Genomic DNA, 23,450 nt, shown 5'->3' on the forward strand with positions numbered 1-23,450 from the left:
ACACTAAAATTACTTAATTTTAGCTTCTTTGTAGATCACATGCTGACGTACAACCGGATCGAACTTTTTCAGTTCCAGCTTCTCTGGTTTAGTACGCTTGTTCTTCGTGGTGGTATAGAAGTGACCTGTACCAGCAGAGGAAACCAGCTTGATCTTCTCACGAATACCTTTAGCCATGATTCAGTTCCTTAGTACTTCTCACCACGGGCACGCATGTCGGCTAATACCGTATCAATGCCCTTTTTATCAATAATACGCATACCTTTAACAGATACACGCAGACTAACGAAGCGCTTCTCGCTCTCAACCCAAAAACGGTGTGAGTGCAGGTTCGGAAGGAAACGGCGTTTCGTCGCGTTCATTGCGTGGGAACGGTTGTTACCGGTCACCGGACGCTTTCCAGTTACCTGGCAGACTCGTGACATGTCTATTCTCCAAAAATCAAATCAGCTCGAGCTTTAAAAATTAGGTTTTGGCCGCCTCGTCAGGCTTGCAGCCCGCCAGGCGAGTTCCATGGAACCCGCTAAGCTGGCCTAACCGCCAAACCCGAGATTCTCAAAGGTGGCGTAGTATACGCCGCTCAGCCCAAGTGCTCAAGTCCCGAACAGATAAAGATCCCGAATGATCGGGCAAAAAGCCGCCACCTGGCGCGAAAATTCCCGCTATCAGAGCCATCCGCGCTCGGCGAAAGAGACATATTCGCCATGACCTATCACCAGATGATCCAGCAGACGGATGTCGAGAAGCTGGCAGGCTTCACTGACTTTATGGGTGACGGCACGGTCTGCCCGGCTTGGTTCGGCCACCCCGGAGGGATGATTATGCGCCAGGATCAGGGCGGCGGCGTTGAGCTTCAGCGCTTCCCGGACGATTTCGCGCGGGTGAACCTCGACGCTGTTGATGGAGCCCGAAAACATATTCTGTGCCCGCAGCACCCGGTGCTGATTATCCAGAAACAGCGCCATAAAGATCTCGCGTTCCTGACCGGCTAACAAACTTTGCAGATACTGGCGCGTAATCTGCGGGTTTTCCATCACGCTTTCGCGGGCCAGTTTACTGGCGAAGAAGCGTTTCGCCAGTTCGGCAATCGCATGCAGCTGCGACAGTTTGGCATCGCCGACGCCTTTGATGCCGCTAAAGGCCGTTTTGCCTGAGGTCATAAGCTGATAAAGCGAGCCAAATTCCTGCAACATCTGGTCAGCCAGCGCAATAACGTTCTGCCCTGGCGATCCGGTACGGAGAAAAATCGCCAACAGTTCGGTATCGCTGAGCGCATGCGCACCCAGCTTCTGCAGTTTTTCCCGTGGTCCGCTTATTTTCATATCTGCTCTCCCTGAGATGCACAGCATCATGACCTGTCAGGAGACGAGCCGCTATGCATGGCGACACAATTTACGAGGCGGCTCGCAAACGCAGCCTGGGAAAAGGCGTATCCGCGCTTTTGTGATAAAGTCCGTGCATTTGCCGCCACGCGCGGCTGAGAGCTTAGTGAGGCCAACATCATGATGGGATTAGCCGGCAAAAAAATTCTTCTGGGCGTCAGCGGCGGTATCGCTGCTTACAAAGCACCTGAACTGGTGCGTCGCCTGCGCGACCGCGGCGCGGATGTCCGCGTGATGATGACAGAAGGCGCGAAGGCTTTTATTACCCCGCTCAGCCTGCAGGCCGTGTCCGGCTATCCGGTCTTTGACGACCTGCTTGATCCCGCTGCGGAAGCGGCGATGGGCCATATCGAACTGGCAAAATGGGCCGACCTGATTGTGCTGGCACCGGCCACTGCCGACCTGATTGCCCGAATCACCGCCGGTATGGCAAACGATCTGGTTACGACCGCCGTATTAGCGACGGCCTCGCCCGTTGCGGTGGTGCCCGCGATGAATCAGCAGATGTATCGTGCGGCGGTCACGCAGCAGAATCTGCAGAATCTGGCGGCGCGAGGCGTGCTTATCTGGGGACCGGACAGCGGCAGCCAGGCCTGCGGCGACATCGGCCCGGGCCGGATGCTCGATCCGCTGGCGATTGTTGACCATGCGGTGCAGTGGGCCGCACCCGTCAACGATCTGCAACATCTCAGCATTATGATAACTGCTGGTCCGACCCGGGAGGCTCTGGATCCGGTGCGCTACATCAGCAATCACAGCTCAGGCAAAATGGGCTTTGCGATAGCCGCCGCGGCCGCCAGACGCGGCGCGCAGGTGACGCTGGTCAGCGGCCCGGTTGCCCTGGCTGCGCCTGCAGGTGTGCGCCGCATCGATGTCACCAGCGCGCTGGAGATGCAGGCCGCTGTGATGGGCGAGATAGACAAACAACATATTTTCATTGCAAGTGCAGCCGTGGCAGACTACCGGGCAGCCACTGTTGCGGCCGATAAAATAAAGAAACAGGGCGGCGATGATACCGTCACGCTGAACCTGATAAAGAATCCCGATATTGTTGCCGGCGTCGCCGCCCTGCAGGAAAACCGGCCATTCGTCGTCGGATTTGCGGCTGAAACACAGAATGTGGAAGAATACGCCCGGCAAAAACGGGTGCGCAAGAATCTGGATCTGATCTGCGCGAACGACGTCGCTAAAACCGGACAGGGGTTTAATAGCGATACCAATGCGCTTCACCTTTTTTGGCAGGATGGAGAAAAACGCTTACCGCTCAGCGATAAGTCGCTCCTTGGCCAACAGTTAATAGACGAGATTGTCAGCCGTTATGATGAAAAAAATAGACGTTAAAATCCTGGATCCGCGTGTCGGCAACGAGTTTCCCCTGCCGACCTACGCGACCGCAGGTTCTGCCGGGTTAGATTTACGCGCATGCATTGATGATGTTCTCGAGATCGCGCCAGGCACCACGACGCTGGTGCCGACCGGCCTGGCGATTCATATTGCCGATCCCACACTGGCTGCGGTTATCCTGCCGCGATCGGGTCTGGGCCACAAACATGGGATTGTGCTGGGCAATCTGGTGGGTCTTATCGACTCCGATTATCAGGGACAACTGATGGTTTCAGTCTGGAATCGCGGTCAGGAGAGTTTCTCGCTGCAGCCTGGCGACCGCATGGCACAACTGGTCTTCGTGCCCGTGGTGCAGGCGGAATTTAACCTGGTAGACGATTTTGACGCCAGCCTGCGCGGTGAAGGCGGCTTTGGCCACTCAGGTCGCCAGTAACCCGCAATACCGACTTTCACTTACGCCCGTTATTTTTCCTCATCGTCATGGGACGCGTGCCTGTGGCAGATGCGTAGGTGTTGCCTGTTTATAGGTAAATTTCAGGGGTTTTTAAGGTCATGGCAGAAAAAAAAGTCGCGAAACGGAATCGTCGCGAAGAGATTTTGCAGGCGCTGGCGCAGATGCTGGAGTCAGGTGATGGCAGTCAGCGCATTACCACCGCTAAACTGGCGGCCACGGTAGGCGTATCCGAAGCGGCACTCTATCGTCACTTCCCCAGCAAGACCCGGATGTTCGATAGCCTGATTGAGTTTATTGAAGACAGTCTGATTACCCGCATCAATCTGATCCTCAAGGATGAAAAAGAGACCATGACGCGTCTGCGTCTGATCGTCCAATTGATTCTGGGATTTGGTGAGCGTAATCCGGGACTGACCCGAATTCTGACCGGCCATGCACTGATGTTTGAGCAGGATCGCCTGCAGGGCCGTATCAATCAGCTGTTTGAGCGAATTGAAGTGCAGCTGCGACAGGTTATGCGTGAACGCAGGATGCGCGAAGGGGAAGCCTTTCAGGCTGATGAGGCGCTACTGGCCAGTCAGCTGCTGGCGTTCTGTGAAGGTTTACTGTCGCGCTATGTCCGTTCTGAGTTTCGCTTCAGCCCCACCGCAGATTTTGAGGCACGCTGGCCGCTGATCGCCGTTCAGCTGGCCTGACGGATAAAAAAGGCGGGCATCACGCCCGCCTCGATTAAATCCCGTATGCTTTCTGATAGGCGCGTACCTGCGCCAGGTGGTCGGCCATCTCTGGCTTCTCTTCCAGCCAGGTAATCAGATCGGCCAGGGTAATAATCGCGGTCACTTTACAGCCGTAATCGCGTTCCACTTCCTGAATCGCCGACATCTCTCCGCGTCCGCGCTCCTGACGATCCAGCGACACCAGCACACCGGCCAGCGTAGCGTTGTGCGCGCCGATAATGTCCATCGACTCACGAATCGCCGTACCGGCGGTAATGACGTCATCCACCAGCATGACTTTGCCCTGAAGAGGGCTGCCCACCAGCAGGCCGCCTTCGCCGTGATCTTTGGCTTCTTTACGGTTAAAGCAGTAAGGCACGTCACGGTCATGATGATCCGCCAGCGCCACCGCCGTGGTGGTCGCAATCGGAATGCCTTTGTAAGCCGGACCGAACAGCAGATCAAAATCAACCGCGCCATCAACCAGCGCCTGCGCGTAGAAGCGTCCCAGCAGCGCTAAATCCCGTCCGCTGTTAAACAGGCCGGCATTAAAGAAATAGGGGCTTTTGCGCCCGGACTTCAAAGTGAACTCACCGAACTTCAGCACCTGTTTGTTCAGGGCGAATTCAATAAACTGACGCTGCCAGGCTTTCATTTCTCACTCCTCAAATAAAGAAAAGGCGACTCTGTGGTCGCCTGTTACATCAATTTTCCAGCGCCGCTTTCTGCGCCTGAATCAATTCTTCAATGCCGCCACGCGCCAGTGCCAGCAGCGTCAGCAGTTCGTCGTGGCTGAAGGGTTCGCCTTCTGCGGTGCCCTGCACCTCGATCATCCGGCCATCTTCCATCATCACGACGTTCATGTCGGTTTCGGCGGCGGAATCTTCAACGTATTCCAGATCACACAGGGCTTCGCCCTTAACGATGCCCACGGAAATCGCTGCGACCATTCCCTTCATCGGGTTCGCTTTCAGCTTGCCGCTGGCAACCAGTTTATTCAGCGCATCGGCCAGCGCCACACAGGCGCCGGTAATGGAGGCGGTGCGGGTACCACCATCGGCCTGAATGACATCGCAGTCGAGCGTAATGGTGAACTCACCCAGCGCTTTCAGATCCACGGCGGCGCGCAGTGAACGGGCGATAAGACGCTGGATCTCCAGCGTGCGGCCACCCTGTTTGCCTTTTGCCGCTTCACGCGCCATGCGGCTGTGAGTCGAGCGCGGCAGCATGCCATATTCGGCCGTAACCCAACCCTGGCCCTGGCCTTTCAGGAAACGCGGAACCCCTTCGTCTACGGAGGCAGTGCAAAGCACTTTCGTTTCGCCGAACTCCACCAGAACGGAACCCTCTGCGTGTTTGGTGTAATTGCGGGTCAATGTGACTGGACGCACCTGTTGTGCGCTACGGCCTGCTGGACGCATGGGTAATCTCCGGCTTGCTAATGATTGGCTGCGCATTATACGGACTTCCTTGCCCGCTGTCTCTTACGCCGGTCTGAGGCAGGCATCAGATGAAATTCCCCGCCAGCTGTGGCTAAATGCGCGTTCCATTTTCTCTGATAAAAAACCTATATGGCCACCATTCTTCATTTTCTGCTGGCGCTGGTGGTGATTTTCGCCCTTGCGTTGCTGGTCAGTCATGACCGTAAACAGATTCGCCTGCGCTTTATTATCCAGCTGATTGTGGTGGAAGCCGCACTGGGCTGGTTCTTCCTTCACTCCGCCAGTGGTCTGGCGCTGATCGGCACCTTCGCCGGTTTCTTTGAAACGCTGCTGGGTTTTGCTGCGCAGGGCACAGAGTTTGTGTTTGGCGGCATGAGCAAACAGGGGCTGGCCTTTATTTTCCTCGGCGTGCTCTGTCCGATTGTCTTTATTTCGGCGCTGATCGGTATTCTGCAGCACTGGCGCATCCTGCCGCTGCTGATCCGTCTTTTCGGAACGCTGCTGTCGAAGATTAACGGCATGGGTAAGCTGGAGTCGTTTAACGCTGTCAGCACGCTGATTCTGGGTCAGTCAGAAAACTTTATCGCCTACAAAGGGATTCTGGGCGACATCCCGCCCCGCCGCCTCTACACCATGGCGGCAACGGCGATGTCGACCGTGTCGCTGTCGATTGTCGGTGCGTATATGTCGATGATTGAACCGAAGTATGTGGTTGCGGCACTGCTGCTTAACATGTTCAGCACCTTTATTATCCTGTCGATCATCAACCCGATGAGCAGCCAGGAAGAGCAACCTATCGCGCTGGAAAAACTTCATGAAGACCAGAGCTTCTTTGAGATGCTGGGTGAGTACATCCTTGCCGGCTTCAAAGTGGCGATGATCATTCTGGCTATGCTGATTGGTTTTATTGCCCTGATCGCCGCCGTGAACGCGCTGTCTGCCGCCCTGTTCGGCTACAGTTTCCAGCAGCTGCTCGGCTACCTGTTCTATCCACTGGCCTGGCTGGTGGGGATCCCGAAAGCTGATGCACTGCAGGCGGCCAGCATTATGGCTACCAAGCTGGTGGCCAATGAGTTTGTGGCGATGATTGAGCTTCAGAAAGTTGCGGCGGGCATGAGCGCGCGCGGACTGGGTATCCTGTCAGTCTTCCTGGTCTCCTTCGCTAACTTTGCCTCCATCGGCATCGTCGCGGGCGCCATCAAAGGCCTGAATGAGAAACAGGGCAATGTGGTGTCCCGTTTTGGCTGGAAGCTGGTGTATGGCTCTACGCTGGTCAGCCTGCTCTCTGCCGCTTTTGCCGGTCTGTTTATCTGACAACGCTACGGGCGGCGCCTCTGCCGCCCTTTTCCCATCAGAAACTGACACAGACGGGCGCATCGACCCGCATCACCGACTCCTGACCAAAGCGTTTCTTATAGAGGCTGCGTAGTGCCTCAATCTGCTGGCTGGTGGCGGGATCGATCCCGTGGATAAGCATTAACGCTTTGCTGTTTTCGCGCGCCAGCTGACCGTTCTCGCCCAGCCACTGCCCTCTGGCGTCATAAACCGACAGCCCCGATTTAAAGCGCGGCGTAACCTCGTTATCGACAAAGTTCATCCAGTCGAGCGAACTTACCTTCCCGCCATCCGGTTTACTCAGTCCAAACCACAGCGTGGTCTGCATCATCATGTCGCCTCCCGCACAGATGGGTTGCGGTTTTGTGGGCGGTGAGTCATGGCGCGTCTGGCAGCCCGCCAGCAACAGGGCCATCACAACAGGAAGGGCAATAACGCGAGACATAGATCAGTTATCCTCACAAGGGGCCAGCGATCATCATAAGTGGCCGCCGCAGAAAGCGGAAATGGTTCGTTATTTTCCTGTGAGGCGCTTATGCCTGTTATGCCGCGGCTCACCTCGCTATACTTCACCCATCTTTCCGCAAATGAGTACCGCTTATGATCCGCAGTATGACTGCTTATGCCCGTAGCGAAGCTAAAGGCGAATGGGGCAGCGCCGCCTGGGAGCTGCGTTCTGTTAACCAGCGTTATCTGGAAACCTATATTCGTCTGCCGGAACAGTTTCGCGGGCTGGAACCGGTTATCCGTGAGCGCATCCGTCAGCGTCTGACGCGCGGTAAAATTGAGTGCAATCTGCGTTATGACGCCGATCCCAGCGCGCAGGGCGAACTGATGCTGAACGAAACCCTGGCTAAACAGCTGGTGCAGGCGGCCAACTGGGTGAAAATGCAGAGTGACGAAGGTGCCATCAATCCGATGGATATTCTGCGCTGGCCGGGTGTGATGTCCGCACAGGAGCAGGATCTGGATGCCATCAATACGCAGTTGCTGCAGGCGCTGGATAACGCGCTAGAGGATTTCATTGCGGCGCGCGAAAGCGAAGGCAGCGCACTGAAAGCGATGATCGAGCAACGTCTGGAAGGCGTATCGCAGGAAGTCAGTAAAGTGCGTGCGCAGATGCCTGACGTGATCAAATGGCAGCGTGAGCGCCTGGTCACCAGACTGGAAGAGGCTGAAGTTCAGCTGGAAAACAACCGTCTCGAGCAGGAACTGGTGATGATGGCGCAGCGTGTTGACGTCGCCGAGGAGCTGGATCGTCTGGACGCGCATGTGAAAGAAACCTACAACATCCTGAAAAAGAAAGAGGCCGTTGGCCGTCGTCTTGATTTCATGATGCAGGAGTTCAATCGCGAGTCGAATACCCTGGCCTCAAAATCGATCAACGCCGACATCACCGCCTCAGCGATCGAACTGAAAGTGCTGATTGAGCAGATGCGTGAGCAGATTCAGAACATCGAATAATCTCTACCGCTCTCCACAAAATTCATAAGCCCATGGTAAATGGGCTTTTTTATGCAAGGAGTTTTCATTCATGAACGTAATCTTTCTCATTGCGGAGTTCTTCTACAACTGTGTCGGGTTTCGCAAGCATGTTTTCAGGTAAATCAAGTGAGGTTTCACGCGTTTGTGCCCGAAGTGTGCGTATGTTGTTCAGGTTTTTTGTGGATTAACTTATGATTAATTATTCCTGTGCTTAAAAAGCATATTTTTCATACCAGACAGTAACATTTTTAACTACAAGTTCAGCTAATATCTAATCATCATATAAATAAGACATAATTCTTAATCCCTGACGTTCACTTAATTAACAAACATTCCTGAATTTTTACAGTTTCACCTTGTCACCTCACCATATAACTCATTTATTTTAAATAAAACACCTTTCTTTTCCTTCACTTTTTTCATCACTCATTTTATGATTGCATGGCGCCGATATCATTATTATCTTTAATGATATCATCTATAAAAAATCTATAAGCATTGATTTCAGTCTGAATGATTAACATCATAAGGAAATGATTATGTCAGTATTGACGTTCCCCTTCATCGTTTATCAGACACAGCACAGGTTCAATGATTACAGCACTGATGATATGAAATATGGAGATCTCACTGAAAAGCAACTCAGAAGCGATTTAGGTCTGGATGATGTTTCTGATGTAGTTGACCCATGGACTGGTAAGAAAGTCTCTATATTCAATTTATTCCGCAATACCCGCCCTCAATCCAGAACAAAAATGGCTGAACTTCTTTTCAATGAGCTTCTTCGTGTTTCTATGCCTGCTTATTATTTTGGACAGCATCAGATATTCAAAAATCTCGTAAAGCATCTCTATCACGGGAATGGAAAAAGTTATTCCAGCCCCTTTCTTGACAGGGCATATAAGGATTTGATTATTAGTGGTAAAACATCTCCACTATCACCACTTACAGTAATTAAGTCTTCGTTAGATAAGATCTTATTTACCGGCAAAAAAACTTTATCAGATCCAGATATAGATTTAATAACCCAGGATATAAGAAGCTCAACCCTTCCTAAGTTTAATAGATGGGCTGATATTTTCAATGGATTAGGAATGTCGATACATGATATTCGTACTACAAAAATACAGATATATCAACTCGATATAACTGACAATGGTTATGCAGCAAAAATAAAATTTACAGGACAAGACCACTTCGGACTCGATAAAACTGATATCATGAACCCTAAATTTAATTTTATCAGAGCCTTCCGTATTTGGTTTGTTCTTCAAAGATGGGAAACATTTTCTTTTAAGCCTTTTTTAACCAATATGAAAGCAGAGTTTTAAATAAATAGCCGGAGAACTTAATGAGGTTCAAAAAGATTGTAGTTTTCATTGTGACACTGGCAACATTAGCATTATTTTATGTTAGCTTATTTAGTTCTCCAGAAGTTCTTGCAATTCATTATTCTGATACCAGAAAATATCTTTTAGTTAAAAACATTCCTTTCTCTGACAGAGATAAAATAAAGTGGTGGGATAACAATGGCGTCAAAACCATTTTTTATCGTGAAAATTATAACGTCTCAGTATGGAATTTTAACGGTAAGTATCAAAAGCTCGCGCCTAAAAACTCTGGTGCTTTTCCAGACCATGACACTGACTACTTACTGTGCTTTGATGACATGAAATCAGATGAAGGTTGTATAGAAAAGTCTGACTGGATTATGGACATCGCTAAAACAAAAGATGGGTACACTTACTACCGACTTGATGGCGAGTCTTACTATCGGAAACCTTCTGGTGAACTGCTCAACGGCGAGCGATTTACGACAACCATAACGCCAGTAAGCTGACCAAATGGTCACTTCACTTCACTGAGCAGGGAGTGGATTGGGGAGCAAATCTAAAAACGCCTGAAAAATAAAATTAACTACATGTTTATTATAATCAATATAAATCCAATCAATATTCAGATTCAAAATATTGAGGAACGTTGCATACTTTCGCACGCAGTATGTATAAAATCCATAAAGCCCGCTAAATGCGGAATTTTTAATATTCATGCTGTCGCTCATACCTGCACATTATCGCCAGTAAAGAGTGCACACAAACGTCTATCCAGGCTTATTTACACGCTCCAGTTTGGGACGCGCCGCCTGTTCGACCAGGGTATCAGGTTGTACATGCTGGAGATTGACCCCACTGGCGCTTTTGAAGTGACTGATGTGGCAGGTTATTTCTCCGGTATGGCCAGTAAAATCGGGCGACAGGCGCAGCCCCCTCCGAACTGAATAAATTCCTCCAGACGTCGGGGAAGTAACAGTCTTGCAGAATGCGCTCGCGATGAAGCAAAACCTGTTCACCAGTACCACTATCGCAGGATATGACGTATGGCGTTCAACTGCAGTTACAGGCAGCGGGCAGGAGCTGAACGATATTTACACTCTGGCCTTTCATCACGTATTATTCCCTGCTAAGAACGCAAAGGACGATAACACAAGGAAGGTGTCATAATGGTCGCACTACAATTTCCCTGGACAATTTTTAAAACTAAAAATCGGATGGACGACTACGGCGCTAAAGATATGCGCTGCGGCGATCTGACCGAAGCACAGTTAAAATCCCGGTACCGGCTGGATTATATTTCTGATCGGGTTGATCCCTGGACGCTGACCCGGCGTTCCTCAATGGATCGTCCTCAGTCCATGTTCTGCTGCAATCTGCGCAGCCGGGGTGAAAAGATCACCCGCCAGCAGTGTGCTGCAATGTTGTTTGACGAATTCCGCTCATTATCCCGCAAATTTTCCCTTTACGGCCCCTACCGCCACCTGACCGAAAAGATGATCACCCACATGCAGAACGGTAACGGTACGCCGTTTCGGGATATATCGCTGGACAGGGCACTGAAAGAGCAGATTCTTAACGACAGGACAGACAACAGCACTTTGGTAAGAATTAAACGGATTATCAGTAAGAATACATCCTGGGATAATGAATTTTACCCTTATGAAATGAAAGATGAGATAACAAAAATAATACTCGATAGTAAGCTACCTAAATTTGACAGGCTACAGGATAATTATAACGGTTTGGGGATAACTGTTCATGATACATGGGCAACAAACATCATTATAAAATCACTGCATATCGACAATAATCGATACCGGGCAGTGGTGCGTTATAAGGTGCAGGATCACTTTGGCCTCGACAGCGACGACATACTCAAAACAAAATTCAGCCAGTTTCATTTCTTCCGTATCTGGTTTGTTCTCCAGCGGTATAACCAGTTTGGCTTTAAGCCATTCCTGACCAACATGGAAGCCACCGTAGAAATTTCCGGGAGCCGAGATGAAAGCTAATCTTAAAAAAATCATGTTGGCTCTTGCTATAACCAGTTGCGCGTTGCCAGGCTACTTTTGGTTGTTGCCTTCACGACCGGTAGAAATTATCGCGATCCATCAGGAGGGTAATTTTAGCGAGGTTTTAGTGAAAAGCTTTCCACTCACCGATAAAGAAAAAATAAATTGGTGGCTGGAAAATAAAGACTTATTGAAAATGAAATATAATATCCCTGCCCCTTCAGCCTCTGGTAATTTTTATGTGAATTTTTGGGATTTCAGAGAGGGATACAAAGAAAAAGGTAAGTATGACCGCCGCTGCTTTGATGACATGAACACTGTTAAAAATTGCATAGATAAGAATGCCGTTTTTTCCGTTGAAAATAATAGAAAAAAAGAAACTCTATTTACAGTCTATGATGGCAGATACCGTATGGAAAAAAACGGTAAAATAACACAACTTAAAGACGAATAGAAATTCTCTCCCTCGCGTGGGATAGCAATAAAATCATCCGCTCTCGCGATTACACAAGAAATGTTTTACGATGACCGCGTTACGGTTCCCCTGCACCCTGTTCAAAACCCAACACTGAATGGGACGACTACGGCGCTAAAGATTTGCGCTGCGGCAACCTGACCGAAGCACAGTTAAAATCTCAATACCGGCTGGACTATATTTCGGACCAGGTTGATCCCTGGACGCTGACCCGGCGTTCCTTAATGGAGCGCCCTCAGTCCATGTTCTGCTGCAATCTGCGTGGAGTCGGGGAGAAAATTACCCGCTCGCAATGTGCCGAAATCTTGTTCGATGAGCTCCGCTCCTTATCCCGCAAATTTTCCCTTTACGGCCTCTACAGCAACCTGATCGTAAAGATGATCACCCACATGCAGAACGGCAACGGTACGCCTTTCCGGGATATGTTTCTGGACAGGGCTTTGAAAGAGCAGATAGTCAGAGATATTTTGGAGAGAAACAGCGCAATAGTAAGAAATGAATCAAATCACGAGTATAACCTTGCCCTTACTGCAGTAAAATTCCTGAGAGGCTAGCCGACAGAGAGAAAGCGGCAATGCCCCACCGCCTTAATGGCAAGTCTTACTATCGGAAACCTTCTGGTGAGCTCATCAAAGTGGAGAGATTAATGCCCACCATTAAATCCGGAAGTCAAAAAAGTGTTCATTCAGCTGAGTGGTGGATAGAACCGTAGACAGCGGTGAACTGCTCTTTAAGCTGATGATGAATCATGATTAATTTTTGAGTGGATAGTCAGACGATTAATATCGAGTACTGCCTTGCCTCACATCCTGAACGAAGCGTCAGCAATGACGCTTCGTTCACCTCCTCCGCATCGGCTTATACCCTCCATTCGCCAATTGCCGCCCCTCGTCACCTGGCTGGGTGCATTTTTACGTAAAGATAGATAAATAATCATTTCCGGACTCTTCCTGGCACCTCATCTGACACGCTTTATCTTTTTGATGTTTCTGATTCAATCGCCTGAATTCTCTCTGATTTTCCTGCGCTAATGCCTTATCGCACCTTCTGGGGACAGGGATCCATGAAACTGGTCAATCCTGTGGATTCCAGAGTTTCCCTTTCTTTGAAGGCACTTTTTGATAAAGTGCCGGTCGAATTCAATACAGCTGTACCGCCTGGAGACTTATGGAAGTGATCTTTATGCGTTACGTCCATTTGTCTTATGAAGGTAGTTAATGAAAAACACCGGAAAATTTAGCCGTTCGCTGCTGCATCCGCGTTACTGGTTTACCTGGTTTGGCCTGAGCATGCTCTGGCTTCTGGTCCAGCTTCCCTATCCTGTTCTTATGCGTCTCGGTGCCGGGGCGGGTAAGATCTCCCGTCATTTTATGCAGCGCCGCGAACGTATTACCCGTCGCAATATTGAACTCTGTTTTCCTGGTATCAGCGAAGAGAAAACGGAAGCGATGATCGCCGGTAACTTTGCGTCACTGGGCATGGCACTGGCTGAAACCGGTATTGCCTGGTTCTGGTCTGACCGTGCGGTCAGACGTCTGTTTAACGTCACCGGTATGGATAATCTTCATGCGGCGCAGAACGAAAAACGCGGTGTGATGCTGATTGGCGTGCATTTTATGTCGCTGGAACTGGGCGGGCGTATCAGCGGTCTCTGCCAGCCTATGATGGCCATGTATCGTCCGCACAACAATCAGGCGATGGAGTACGTGCAGACCAAAGGCCGGATGCGGTCGAACAAAGCGATGATCGACCGTCGCGACCTGCGTGGCATGGTTCATGCGCTGAAGCAGGGCGAGTCGGTCTGGTTTGCGCCGGACCAGGATTATGGCCCGAAAGGCAGTACCTTTGCGCCGCTGTTTGCGGTGGAAAAAGCCGCCACCACCAACGGCACTTTTGTTCTGTCGCGTCTGGCCAAGCCGGCGATGGTGCCGATTATGCTTATCCGCAATCCGGACAATCATGGCTATCACCTGATCATCGAAGCGATGCTGGAAAACTATCCTCATACAGATGAAGCGGCGGCGGCGGCTTACATGAATAAGGTGATTGAAAATCAGATTCTGCGCGCGCCCGAACAGTATCTCTGGCTGCATCGCCGTTTCAAAACGCGGCCACCCGGTGAACAGTCGCTCTATGTCTGAGTACACGCATAAAGCAGGCCCCGCACCTGCTTTTTTGTTTTTATCCGCCGTCGTCCCCCTGCCATCCTGTTTTCTCTGATGTTATCGCCACGCCCGAACGTGTCGCTCTTCTGTCCATTACGCCGCTGGTATCAGCTCGCAAATTAGGGAATGATGACCCCTCTTACCTCGTCATTGCCGGACCCTCTGATGGATATCAACAATAAAGAGCAGTGGCAGCGCCCGCTGATTGATGATCGCCTTACGCCTTATATTGAAGTAGACAGTGTGCGGCTGGATCAGAACCTGCAGCTTATGCAGCAAAAAGCGAATGAGGCGGGTGTGGCGTTGCGGCCGCATATCAAAACGCATAAAAGCATCCGGATTGCTCAGCGCCAGCTTGCGCTGGGAGCCCGCGGCATTACGGTTTCCAAGCCCAGCGAAGGAATAACATTTATTCTGGGTGGCGTGCGCGACCTGCTGCTGGCCTACCCGATTGTGCATCCGCAGAGCGTGGCCGACTTGCTGCGTAAGGCAGAGCAGCATCAGGTCAGACTCACCCTGATTGCAGACAGAGCAGAAGGCGTGGCGGCGATTGCTGAGGCCTGCCAGCAGCAACCGGCGTGCGATCTGGCGGTCGCGATTAAAGTAGATGTCGGGCTGCATCGGATTGGCGTTAACCCGGCTACCGATGAGGCGATAGTGATCGCGCAGGCGCTGAAGGATAACGGATTACGCTTTGCCGGACTCGTCTCCCATGCCGGTCACGCTTACGGTGCCGGTCATGCCACGGCGATTGCGGATATCGCCCGCGAGGAGGCCCACCTGATGCAGCGGCTTCAGGCAAAACTGCAGGCGGCAGGATTTACCGACTGCCCTCTCTCCGTTGGCGCCACACCGACCACGCTGGCGGCAGAGATTGCGCCCTGTCTGGATGAAATCCGGCCCGGCAACTACGCACTCCTGGATCTGACCGCCTGCCGTCTCGGTTTAAGCCGCGTCGACCAGCTGGCCATGAGCGTCATCACACGCGTCGTGGCGGTGAACGACCATTTCGCGATTGTGGATGCGGGATCGAAAATGCTGAGTTCCGACAAAGGCCCGCACGGCACCAATGCCAGCGGGTTTGGTATTGCCGTGGATGAAGCCGGCCACACGTATGAGCTGACAAAGCTATCAGAGGAACACGGTTTTCTGCTTTATCAGGACCGCCGTCCGGACGTCGGCTCGTTGCTGCGCATCTTTCCCAATCACAGTTGCGCCGTGATGGCGCAGTCGGACAGCTTTGTTCTGCGTCATTCTGACGGCCAGAGCGAAACGCAGCCGGTTTCTGCGCGCGGCAATTTTATCTGAATCAGCGGCAGCCAGCCTGGACCTGCTGTCTGCCGTTTGCGCATAACTCTGCTGACTCCACAGTTCTGCTGTTACACCGTTTTAGCAAACCTGCCGCCATGCTTTAATGCCTTTTTCGCTTATCCTCCGGAGGTTCTATGCTCTCCTCACGTACGCTGAGTCTGACAATCCCCCGTCACTGGTTAGATCTGTACGAAACTATCTGGAAGCCGGAATTTTTCCCCAGGTGGGCGTCAGGGCTGACGCAGAGCGCTCTGGAGCCGGAGGGAAATCGCTGGCGTGCTAAGGGGCCGCTCGGCAATGTAAAGCTGCGGTTCTCGCCTCACAATCCATTTGGTGTAATGGATCACTGGATTGATGGCGGTTCAGGAAAAGAGATCTACGTGCCGATGCGCGTAATCGCTAACGAACAGGGTGCTGAGGTGCTGGTAACGATTTATCGTCAGCCATTTACGTCCGATGATAAATTTAAGCAGGATATTGAATGGGTTAGTAACGATCTCGAAAAACTCAACCAGCTGCTGACGCAATAAATCAATCACTTAGGCCGGGATTTCTTCTGTATTTATCGCTGGTCGTTTATGAAAAAAACAGAAAAATTTCGGCAGATAAAGCATTACGCCCGTATCTGGTTGTTGTTCCCTCCTGAGCATTGTACACCGCTGAAGCTTAAGCATTGCTGCCAGGAAAACTCCTGGTAATCCCCTCTGTCAGCAGGGCTGATGCCCTGTGATTTCAGGCATCTTAACCTGCCGCGCCTGCTTTGCGCCTGTTGCACATTCATTAATCATTAATCGTCGTTTATTTCCACTGCGCTGAGGATTTAATATTTATCATGCATAAAGTGAAACCATTTATTTCTGCGGTTGCGTAATCAGACTTTTCTTATGGTGTTAAATTAAATAAAACAATGTATAAATCATTCCACACACAGCAATACCCATAATGATAAAGCACGAAAACGTCATGGATCGCTCAGCTTTTCTTCTGTGTCTGAAGAAGAAAATACTGAGAATGCCGCAAGGATGCGGGCAGGAGAATATAAAACTAAAAAAAGGATTTATTCGTGATCTGGCGGCGATCTCATCCGTAAAAGAGAACGCCGCCATGACACGAAACAGGCGCTTAACCGGGGAAAATTTTATCCGGATGTACTTTTTAAACCGATAATAACATGGCAGGTCTGAAATAATTTTCAGCACACAGGCCGGAAATTGCACAAAAGAACGGTGTCACAGCAACTTCTGCTTGCCGTAACACAACGATTTAATTCTCACAGAGTCGCTGGGCTCTATCGAGTATATGATGGCAATACGTGAAAGCAGTCTTAATAGCGCAAAATGGTCTCTGCTCTCTTCAATAAAAATTATTGGCATCGGCGTTCTGCAACTCTCCTTGCTGGCGCAGATTCTGCAGGCGAATGAACTGAACCTGCTGGCGATCGCCGTCATAGCCTTGCTGGCTGTGGATGCGCTGGCCGATCGGGGCTTCTGCAATAAGCTCATCCGCCGCTGTATGCTCTCAATTAACGACCTCTCCACACTCTACTGGGGAAATATGTTGATGGGAGTTGCGGTTTTTGGACTCTTATTTACCGGCAGTCATCTGCTGACCGCGCTATTTAATCAGCCAGAACTGGCCTTAATGCTGCAGATGGTTTCCGTGGTGTTTATTATTATTCCCCAGGGCCAGCATTATCGTGCGATACTGCAGCGCGAGAAACAATATACCCGTATTGCTTTTGCTGAAACCTCTTCGGTATTAGCCGGGCTGGCGGTGACATTATTTACCGTCTGGCTGACACCTTCTGTATTATGTGCCATCTGGGGCTACCTGGCGATGGCGTCTATACGGATGCTGATTTACTGCTACTATGGTCGTTCCTGGTTCCAGCCAGAATACCAGTTCAGTCTGAATGCCTTTTTTAAAATTCGTGCACGAAACAAATAATAAAATAAGTCTGTATGGTGGGCTCTGAGCATCCGAAACGATGCGTTGGCGTGCTGGTAACCAGCACGCCTTTTCTTTTTTATCGGCTGCATAACCCCTCTTTTCGATTCTGATTATTATCCGCGTCACGCCTTTTTCCTCTGTTGTCCGAATGAATGCCTGCCAAAGGCGAACGGCCATTCTCACTGCGTCCTGCTGCCCCCGTCGCTGAAACATCAGAAATAAGCGTCTGCCCGAAACCTGAGCCCCTCACCCTTCTCCTCTGTCTCTGTCGCAGATGTTCTGCAAAACTCTTTCTATGCGGCCGTCGGGGCTGGCTGGTATACACTTCGCTCATCCCGGACGGCAGATGCCAGCACGTCCCCGTCACCGTATCCCGGGCAATGCCATTGCATTGCCACCGTTTTACCGGAGTCTGCTATGTTACTGACCGTTCTCTACATCATTGGTATTACCGCCGAGGCCATGACCGGTGCGCTGGCCGCAGGTCGTCGCAAAATGGATCTGTTTGGCGTCATTATCATTGCGTCAGTCACCGCCATTGGTGGCGGTTCGGTGCGCGATATCCTGCTCGGGCACTATCCGCTGGGCTGGGTGAAACATCCCGAATACATCATGATTGTGGCGGCTGCGGCCGTTGTGACTACCTTTCTGGCACCGCTGATGACGCATCTGCGTAAAGTCTTTCTGGTGCTGGATGCGCTGGGTCTGGTGGTCTTTTCCATTATCGGCGCGCAGGTTGCGCTGGATTCAGGACACGCCATGATCATCGCCGCCATAAGCGCAGTCATTACCGGCGTCTTTGGCGGCGTGCTGCGGGATATGTTCTGTAACCGCATCCCGCTGGTGTTTCAGAAGGAAATCTACGCGGGTATCGCATTTGCCTCAGGCTGGATCTATATCCTGCTGCTGAAAACCTCGCTGGCGCATGAAGTGGTCATCATCATTACCCTGCTGTTCGGCTTTTTTGCCCGCTTACTGGCGCTGCGCTTCCGTCTCGGTCTGCCGATTTTCAACTACCCCCATCCCGAGCACTGAGGTGTCGGGAATGCCCTGCTGCTGAAGAAATGTTATCAGCGCCTGCAGCCGGGCATCGTGAAACTGTTCCACCAGTCGCTTTGCCAGCGCCGCCCCGACACCCGGTAATGTCTGCCAGGCCATAACATCACGCTGCATCAGGCTTTCCCAGTGCGGGTCAGGCAGGGCATTCAGGGCCTTACGCGGCAGTGAAACGCCTGATGCCGCCACCCAGCGACGAAATGGCTGCTGACGGGTGAGATTAAAACGGTGCCAGAGTTGTCCGGCGCGCTCCGGAGAGAATCCGGTTGCCGCAGCAATCTGCTGCGGGGTTAATACCAGCCAGCCGAACAGATGCGTCATGCTGCCGCTTTCCAGCAGACGCAGCCAGGTCCCGCGCTCAACGCCCGGAATATTCAGTACGGTTTTCTGGCTGAGCCAGCGAAGCTTTGCCAGAAGCTGCTTCTGACACGCGGCGCTGAAGGTAAAGCAACTCATTGGCGTATAACGCGCTGCATCAGGCGGCTGAGGATAGTGTCGCTCTGCCACGCGCCAGATTACCCGCTCCAGGCGGGGAATGCCCTGACCCGCCAGACTCAGCGTGACCACATCGCCTGCGACAATATCGCTTTCCTGCCAGCGCCGTAGCGATCCGATGTTTACCCGCCTGACCGTTTTGTCATCCAGCTGCACTGGCAGCAGATTCAGCACTGCGGCGATTTTTCCGGTCCGGCCTACAGGGAAATCGATGGAGAGCACTTCTGTACTGACTTCAGGCGGCTGATACTTCCAGGCAACGGCCCAGGTTCCTTCATCTGGCAGCCAGCGTTGTCCCGCAGGACGCTGGCTCTGATGTACAACAACCCCATCCGTGACAAAGGGAAGTCCAGCATGGAACCAGCGTTCCCGCCAGGCGGCAACCTCTTCTTCATCGTTCACGCGGTGACTCCACTGGGACGCCAGACCAAATCCCCAGCGGCTGAGCTGCTCAAGGCGTTCCGCCATCGTTTCGGGACCATCCGGCCAGGCCCAGATAAAAATGCCGAGCGATTTCAGTAAAGGGACCTGCTGCTGACTCATCATGGCACCTGCAACCTGTGCGCGTGCATTCCTGCCCCCCGCCTGTGCCTGGTGATGATCGGTCATCGTCAGAAAGAGCTCACCCTGCAGCACCACATCCTCAAGATCGGTGTCGATGTGCAGAGGAACAGCCGGGATACCGGCGGCTTTAGGCAGCCACTCCTCGCCGCGCAATCCATCGCCGCGACTCAGCAGCGAAACCAGTCTGCCGTGGCGATAAACCAGTGAAACCGCAATGCCGTCGACTTTCGGCTGCACCCAGAGATCGTGGCGATCCTGCATCCAGTAAGCCAGAGCCAGCCTGCTGCGTAGCTTTTTTACCCCCGTATGGGCAACCGGATGCAGATGTTCGCCCTGGATCGGTAACTGCGGCGCATAAGCGGGCTGTTGAGGACTAAAGCAGAGCTGCCACTGATTTAACCGCTGCTGCAATGCATCATAATCCTCGTCTGCTACCGGACTCTGGCCCTGCCGATAGTAGGCATCATCCCAGTGTTGCAGTTGTTGCTGCAGACGGCGCATCTCCTCTGTCGCCCGCATGGGTGGCCAGACAGGACACAGGGCGCATAGCCCAGGCCCGGCAGCGATCCACAAAAGTGCCGCAAACAGCGGCCTGCCAACGCTTCTCATGCTCGCTCTCCTGAGGTTTGCGAGCATTTCATACCCCTACCCCCGGAGCCGCCAGCGGTGATATACGGTTCCGCGAGAAAACCCCACGTAATTCGGGAAGATTTACAGCGTGACGACAGCGGATTGCGCGAAGATGCGCAAAAGTTGGCTTTTACCGCTGCGCAAACGCTGCGTGCCATCGGGAAGCCGTGTATACTGGGCAGGAAATCGACTCCGCTTTTAATCAATTCAAGAAAACCATGGCTCAAGGCACGCTCTACATTGTTTCTGCCCCCAGCGGCGCAGGTAAATCCAGCCTGATTCAGGCACTGTTAAAGACCCAGCCGTTGTATGACACGCAGGTCTCTGTTTCGCACACGACGCGCGGTATGCGTCCGGGTGAAGTCCATGGCGAACATTACTTTTTTGTTGAGAAGCATGAATTTGAGCAGATGATCGCGGAAGATGCCTTCCTCGAACATGCCCGGGTTTTCGACAACTATTACGGTACCTCGCGCCATGCGATTGAGCAGGTGCTGGCAACCGGCGTTGATGTTTTTCTTGATATTGACTGGCAGGGCGCACAGCAGATTCGCGCCAGAATGCCTGGCGCACGCAGTATCTTCGTTTTGCCGCCGTCGAAAGAAGAGCTCGACCGCCGTCTGCGTGGTCGTGGTCAGGACAGCGAGGAAGTTATCACGCGTCGTATGGCCCAGGCGGTAGCGGAAATGAGCCACTACGCCGAATATGACTATTTAATTGTGAATGATGATTTTGATCTGGCGCTCTCCGATCTGAAAACCATTATTCGCGCCGAACGTCTGCGTATGGCGCGCCAGAAGGCGCGTCACGATGCTTTAATCAGCAAACTGTTGGCAGTCTGAATACAGTTTCAGTATGATGCGCAGTCATTTCTTCATCTGTGGAGTAGCACACCTATGGCACGCGTAACCGTTCAGGACGCAGTAGAAAAAGTTGGTAATCGTTTTGACCTGGTGTTGGTCGCTGCACGTCGTGCACGTCAGATGCAGGTTGGCGGCAAAGATCCGCTGGTTCCGGAAGAGAACGACAAGCCGACCGTTATCGCCCTGCGCGAAATCGAAGAAGGTCTGGTCACCAATCAGATTTTAGATGTGCGTGATCGTCAGGAACAGCAAGAGCAGGAAGCCGCGGAGTTACAGGCCGTTACCGCTATCGCTGAAGGTCGTCGTTAACAGCTACCTGCAGGTCGCCCTTGTATCTGTTTGAAAGTCTCAATCAGCTGATTGAAAAATACTTGCCAGAGGAGCAGATCAAGCGCCTCCAGCAAGCCTACCTTGTCGCACGTGATGCCCACGAGGGACAGACACGCTCCAGCGGTGAGCCTTATATCACTCATCCGGTTGCCGTGGCCTGTATTCTGGCAGAAATGAAGCTCGACCATGAAACCCTCATGGCCGCGCTGCTGCACGACGTGATTGAAGACACTCCCGCCACGTATCAGGACATGGAACAGCTGTTCGGTAAAAGCGTGGCGGAGCTGGTCGAAGGCGTTTCCAAGCTGGATAAGCTGAAATTCCGCGACAAGAAAGAGGCGCAGGCAGAGAACTTCCGCAAGATGATTATGGCGATGGTGCAGGATATCCGCGTCATTCTCATCAAGCTGGCTGACCGCACCCATAACATGCGCACCCTGGGTTCGTTACGCCCGGACAAACGTCGCCGTATCGCGCTGGAGACGTTAGAGATTTACAGTCCGCTGGCGCATCGCCTGGGTATTCACCATCTTAAAACGGAGCTGGAAGAGCTCGGTTTCGAGGCCCTCTATCCCAATCGGTATCGGGTGATTAAAGAGGTGGTGAAAGCCGCACGCGGTAACCGTAAAGAGATGATCCAGAAGATTCTTTCTGAGATTGATGGCCGTTTGCAGGAAGCGGGCATCCCCTGCCGCGTCAGCGGTCGTGAGAAGCATCTTTACTCGATCTACCGCAAAATGACGCTGAAAGAGCAGCGTTTTCATTCGATCATGGATATCTATGCCTTTCGCGTCATCGTGAAAGACCTGGATACCTGCTATCGCGTTCTGGGCCAGATGCACAGTCTCTATAAGCCACGCCCGGGCCGCGTCAAAGATTACATCGCTATTCCTAAAGCCAACGGCTATCAATCCCTCCATACCTCCATGATCGGCCCGCATGGCGTGCCGGTTGAAGTGCAGATTCGCACCGAGGATATGGATCAGATGGCGGAAATGGGGGTCGCTGCGCACTGGGCATATAAACAGGCGGGCGAAAGTGGCACCACCGCACAGATCCGTGCCCAGCGCTGGCTGCAGAGCCTGCTGGAGCTGCAGCAAAGTGCGGGCAGTTCGTTTGAATTCATCGAGAGCGTGAAGTCCGATCTCTTCCCGGATGAGATCTATGTCTTCACGCCAGAAGGCCGCATTGTAGAGTTGCCAACCGGTGCGACGCCGGTGGACTTCGCCTATGCGGTTCACACCGATATTGGCCATGCTTGTGTTGGCGCACGCGTTGACCGCCAGCCCTACCCGCTGTCGCAACCCCTGACCAGCGGTCAGACGATTGAGATCATCACTGCGCCGGGGGCCCGTCCTAACGCCGCCTGGCTTAACTTTGTCGTCAGTTCCAAAGCCCGCGCTAAAATTCGCCAGCTGCTGAAAAACCTCAAGCGCGAAGACTCAGTGAATCTGGGTCGTCGCCTGCTCAGCCACGCGCTGGGCGGCAGCCGTAAACTGGCAGAGATTCCGGCTGAAAATATCCGGCAGGAGCTGGATCGCATGAAGCTGACCTCGCTTGACGATCTGCTGGCAGAAATTGGTCTGGGCAATGCGATGAGTGTGGTGGTAGCGAAGAACCTGCTACAGGCTGACAGTAAGGCTATCAGCAGCAGCAAGCGCGGAAAGCTGCCGATTAAAGGTGCAGATGGCGTATTGATTACCTTTGCCAAATGCTGTCGACCCATTCCTGGTGACCCGATTGTCGCCCATGTCAGCCCCGGTAAAGGGCTGGTCGTGCATCATGAGTCGTGCCGGAACATTCGCGGCTACCAGAAAGAGCCTGAGAAATTCATGCCGGTTGAATGGGATAAAGTCACCGAGCAGGAGTTCGTGGCGGAAATCAAAGTCGACATGTTTAACCATCAGGGCGCGCTGGCAAACCTGACAGCAGCGATCAATACGGCAGGCTCCAATATTCAGAGCCTGAGTACTGAAGAGCGTGATGGCCGCGTTTACAGCGCCTTTATCCGCCTGACCGCACGCGACCGCGTCCATCTGGCGAATATCATGCGCAAAATTCGCGTGATGCCGGATGTGATTAAAGTTCACCGTAACCGTAATTAGTG

Annotated in this window: 25 protein-coding genes and 1 pseudogene; 18 read left to right on the forward strand and 8 right to left on the reverse strand. The window is 52.1% G+C overall.

All coding sequences use genetic code 11. The features are described from left to right. Nucleotides 1–9: 9 nt before the first annotated feature. From rpmG to radC, 3 genes are all read right to left on the reverse strand, one after another. Nucleotides 10–177, reverse strand: coding sequence for a 50S ribosomal protein L33 (gene rpmG, locus ACLHDD_RS15145; RefSeq protein ID WP_001051798.1), 168 nt, complete (start codon nt 175–177; stop codon nt 10–12). Nucleotides 178–188: 11 nt separating this feature from the next. Next, the gene (rpmB, locus tag ACLHDD_RS15150; protein WP_111141478.1) at nt 189–425 is read right to left on the reverse strand and encodes a 50S ribosomal protein L28; all 237 of its coding nucleotides are present in this window, start codon (nt 423–425) and stop codon (nt 189–191) included. A gap of 240 nt (nt 426–665) precedes the next feature. After that, on the reverse strand, nt 666–1,322 hold the full coding sequence (radC, locus tag ACLHDD_RS15155) for a RadC family protein (protein WP_427104740.1): 657 nt from the start codon (nt 1,320–1,322) through the stop codon (nt 666–668). A gap of 180 nt (nt 1,323–1,502) precedes the next feature. On the opposite strand from radC, the gene coaBC reads away from it, so the two are divergent. The 3 genes from coaBC (at nt 1,503) to slmA (ending at nt 3,875) form a co-directional block, all read left to right on the forward strand. Continuing rightward, a complete protein-coding gene (gene coaBC, locus ACLHDD_RS15160) occupies nt 1,503–2,723 on the forward strand; it encodes a bifunctional phosphopantothenoylcysteine decarboxylase/phosphopantothenate--cysteine ligase CoaBC (protein ID WP_427104741.1) in 1,221 nt (406 codons plus the stop codon). Then, complete coding sequence (gene dut / locus ACLHDD_RS15165) at nt 2,701–3,159, forward strand: dUTP diphosphatase (protein WP_427104742.1); 459 nt, start codon at nt 2,701–2,703, stop codon at nt 3,157–3,159. The genes coaBC and dut overlap by 23 nt, the downstream gene beginning before the upstream one ends. 119 nt (nt 3,160–3,278) lie before the next feature. Then, entirely contained in the window at nt 3,279–3,875 is a 597-nt protein-coding gene (gene slmA / locus ACLHDD_RS15170) for a nucleoid occlusion factor SlmA (RefSeq protein WP_128084994.1), read from the forward strand. 34 nt (nt 3,876–3,909) lie between these two features. On the opposite strand, the gene pyrE is transcribed toward slmA, so the two are convergent. Next, nucleotides 3,910–4,551 carry an orotate phosphoribosyltransferase gene (pyrE, locus tag ACLHDD_RS15175; RefSeq protein ID WP_111141473.1) on the reverse strand — a complete coding sequence of 214 codons (642 nt, stop codon included), beginning with the start codon at nt 4,549–4,551 and terminating at the stop codon, nt 3,910–3,912. A 49-nt stretch (nt 4,552–4,600) separates the two neighbouring features. Then, nucleotides 4,601–5,317: a ribonuclease PH gene (gene rph, locus ACLHDD_RS15180; RefSeq protein ID WP_427104743.1), complete on the reverse strand. Its 717-nt coding sequence runs from the start codon at nt 5,315–5,317 to the stop codon at nt 4,601–4,603. Between the two features lie 150 nt (nt 5,318–5,467). Between rph and ACLHDD_RS15185 the strand changes: the two genes are divergently transcribed. Continuing rightward, a complete protein-coding gene (locus tag ACLHDD_RS15185; RefSeq protein ID WP_427104744.1) occupies nt 5,468–6,652 on the forward strand; it encodes a NupC/NupG family nucleoside CNT transporter in 1,185 nt (394 codons plus the stop codon). Between the two features lie 37 nt (nt 6,653–6,689). Here the strand turns inward: ACLHDD_RS15185 and ACLHDD_RS15190 are convergent, their stop codons facing one another. Then, nucleotides 6,690–7,118, reverse strand: a complete 429-nt coding sequence (locus tag ACLHDD_RS15190) for a DUF3574 domain-containing protein (protein ID WP_427104745.1) — start codon at nt 7,116–7,118, stop codon at nt 6,690–6,692. 155 nt (nt 7,119–7,273) lie between these two features. Here ACLHDD_RS15190 and ACLHDD_RS15195 point away from each other — a divergent pair, with 155 nt between their 5' ends. Then, entirely contained in the window at nt 7,274–8,137 is an 864-nt protein-coding gene (locus ACLHDD_RS15195; protein ID WP_427104746.1) for a YicC/YloC family endoribonuclease, read from the forward strand. An 82-nt stretch (nt 8,138–8,219) separates the two neighbouring features. On the opposite strand, the pseudogene ACLHDD_RS15200 reads toward ACLHDD_RS15195, so the two are convergent. After that, a pseudogene (locus ACLHDD_RS15200) lies at nt 8,220–8,330 on the reverse strand (transcriptional regulator); the annotation flags it as partial. A gap of 367 nt (nt 8,331–8,697) precedes the next feature. Between ACLHDD_RS15200 and ACLHDD_RS15205 the strand changes: the two are divergent. From ACLHDD_RS15205 to ACLHDD_RS15250, 10 genes are all read left to right on the forward strand, one after another. Continuing rightward, nucleotides 8,698–9,489 (forward strand): DUF3289 family protein, encoded by a 792-nt coding sequence (locus ACLHDD_RS15205; RefSeq protein ID WP_427104747.1) that lies wholly within the window; start codon nt 8,698–8,700, stop codon nt 9,487–9,489. Between the two features lie 20 nt (nt 9,490–9,509). Then, a complete protein-coding gene (locus tag ACLHDD_RS15210) occupies nt 9,510–9,998 on the forward strand; it encodes a DUF943 family protein (RefSeq protein ID WP_427104748.1) in 489 nt (162 codons plus the stop codon). Nucleotides 9,999–10,658: 660 nt separating this feature from the next. Then, nucleotides 10,659–11,504 carry a YPO3983 family protein gene (locus tag ACLHDD_RS15215; protein WP_427104749.1) on the forward strand — a complete coding sequence of 282 codons (846 nt, stop codon included), beginning with the start codon at nt 10,659–10,661 and terminating at the stop codon, nt 11,502–11,504. Beyond that, the gene (locus tag ACLHDD_RS15220) at nt 11,494–11,958 is read left to right on the forward strand and encodes a DUF943 family protein (protein ID WP_427104750.1); all 465 of its coding nucleotides are present in this window, start codon (nt 11,494–11,496) and stop codon (nt 11,956–11,958) included. Before ACLHDD_RS15215 ends, ACLHDD_RS15220 begins: the two co-directional genes overlap by 11 nt. Nucleotides 11,959–12,101: 143 nt before the next feature. Continuing rightward, the gene (locus tag ACLHDD_RS15225) at nt 12,102–12,533 is read left to right on the forward strand and encodes a DUF3289 family protein (protein ID WP_427104751.1); all 432 of its coding nucleotides are present in this window, start codon (nt 12,102–12,104) and stop codon (nt 12,531–12,533) included. A 663-nt stretch (nt 12,534–13,196) separates the two neighbouring features. Beyond that, entirely contained in the window at nt 13,197–14,120 is a 924-nt protein-coding gene (gene lpxP, locus ACLHDD_RS15230) for a kdo(2)-lipid IV(A) palmitoleoyltransferase (protein ID WP_427104752.1), read from the forward strand. Between the two features lie 189 nt (nt 14,121–14,309). Continuing rightward, a complete protein-coding gene (locus ACLHDD_RS15235) occupies nt 14,310–15,452 on the forward strand; it encodes an alanine racemase (protein WP_427104753.1) in 1,143 nt (380 codons plus the stop codon). Nucleotides 15,453–15,589: 137 nt separating this feature from the next. Further along, entirely contained in the window at nt 15,590–15,985 is a 396-nt protein-coding gene (locus ACLHDD_RS15240) for a polyketide cyclase (protein WP_427104754.1), read from the forward strand. A 772-nt stretch (nt 15,986–16,757) separates the two neighbouring features. Further along, nucleotides 16,758–17,402: an oligosaccharide flippase family protein gene (locus ACLHDD_RS15245; RefSeq protein ID WP_427104755.1), complete on the forward strand. Its 645-nt coding sequence runs from the start codon at nt 16,758–16,760 to the stop codon at nt 17,400–17,402. Between the two features lie 420 nt (nt 17,403–17,822). Further along, a complete protein-coding gene (locus ACLHDD_RS15250) occupies nt 17,823–18,440 on the forward strand; it encodes a trimeric intracellular cation channel family protein (protein WP_313655822.1) in 618 nt (205 codons plus the stop codon). Here the strand turns inward: ACLHDD_RS15250 and ligB are convergent. After that, nucleotides 18,378–20,129: an NAD-dependent DNA ligase LigB gene (ligB, locus tag ACLHDD_RS15255; RefSeq protein ID WP_427104756.1), complete on the reverse strand. Its 1,752-nt coding sequence runs from the start codon at nt 20,127–20,129 to the stop codon at nt 18,378–18,380. The two genes, ACLHDD_RS15250 and ligB, sit on opposite strands and share 63 nt — an antisense overlap. A 239-nt stretch (nt 20,130–20,368) precedes the next feature. Here ligB and gmk point away from each other — a divergent pair, with 239 nt between their 5' ends. Genes gmk through spoT form a run of 3 tightly spaced genes read left to right on the forward strand, consistent with a single transcriptional unit; the run spans nt 20,369 to nt 23,448 of the window. Beyond that, nucleotides 20,369–20,992, forward strand: coding sequence for a guanylate kinase (gmk, locus tag ACLHDD_RS15260; protein WP_111141262.1), 624 nt, complete (start codon nt 20,369–20,371; stop codon nt 20,990–20,992). Nucleotides 20,993–21,046: 54 nt separating this feature from the next. Continuing rightward, a complete protein-coding gene (gene rpoZ, locus ACLHDD_RS15265; protein WP_003851346.1) occupies nt 21,047–21,322 on the forward strand; it encodes a DNA-directed RNA polymerase subunit omega in 276 nt (91 codons plus the stop codon). 20 nt (nt 21,323–21,342) lie between these two features. Next, a complete protein-coding gene (spoT, locus tag ACLHDD_RS15270) occupies nt 21,343–23,448 on the forward strand; it encodes a bifunctional GTP diphosphokinase/guanosine-3',5'-bis pyrophosphate 3'-pyrophosphohydrolase (RefSeq protein WP_427104757.1) in 2,106 nt (701 codons plus the stop codon). The last annotated feature ends 2 nt before the right edge of the window (nt 23,449–23,450 follow it).

Source organism: Pantoea sp. NSTU24 (genome assembly GCF_050157905.1).
Classification (GTDB): Bacteria; Pseudomonadota; Gammaproteobacteria; order Enterobacterales; family Enterobacteriaceae; genus Pantoea.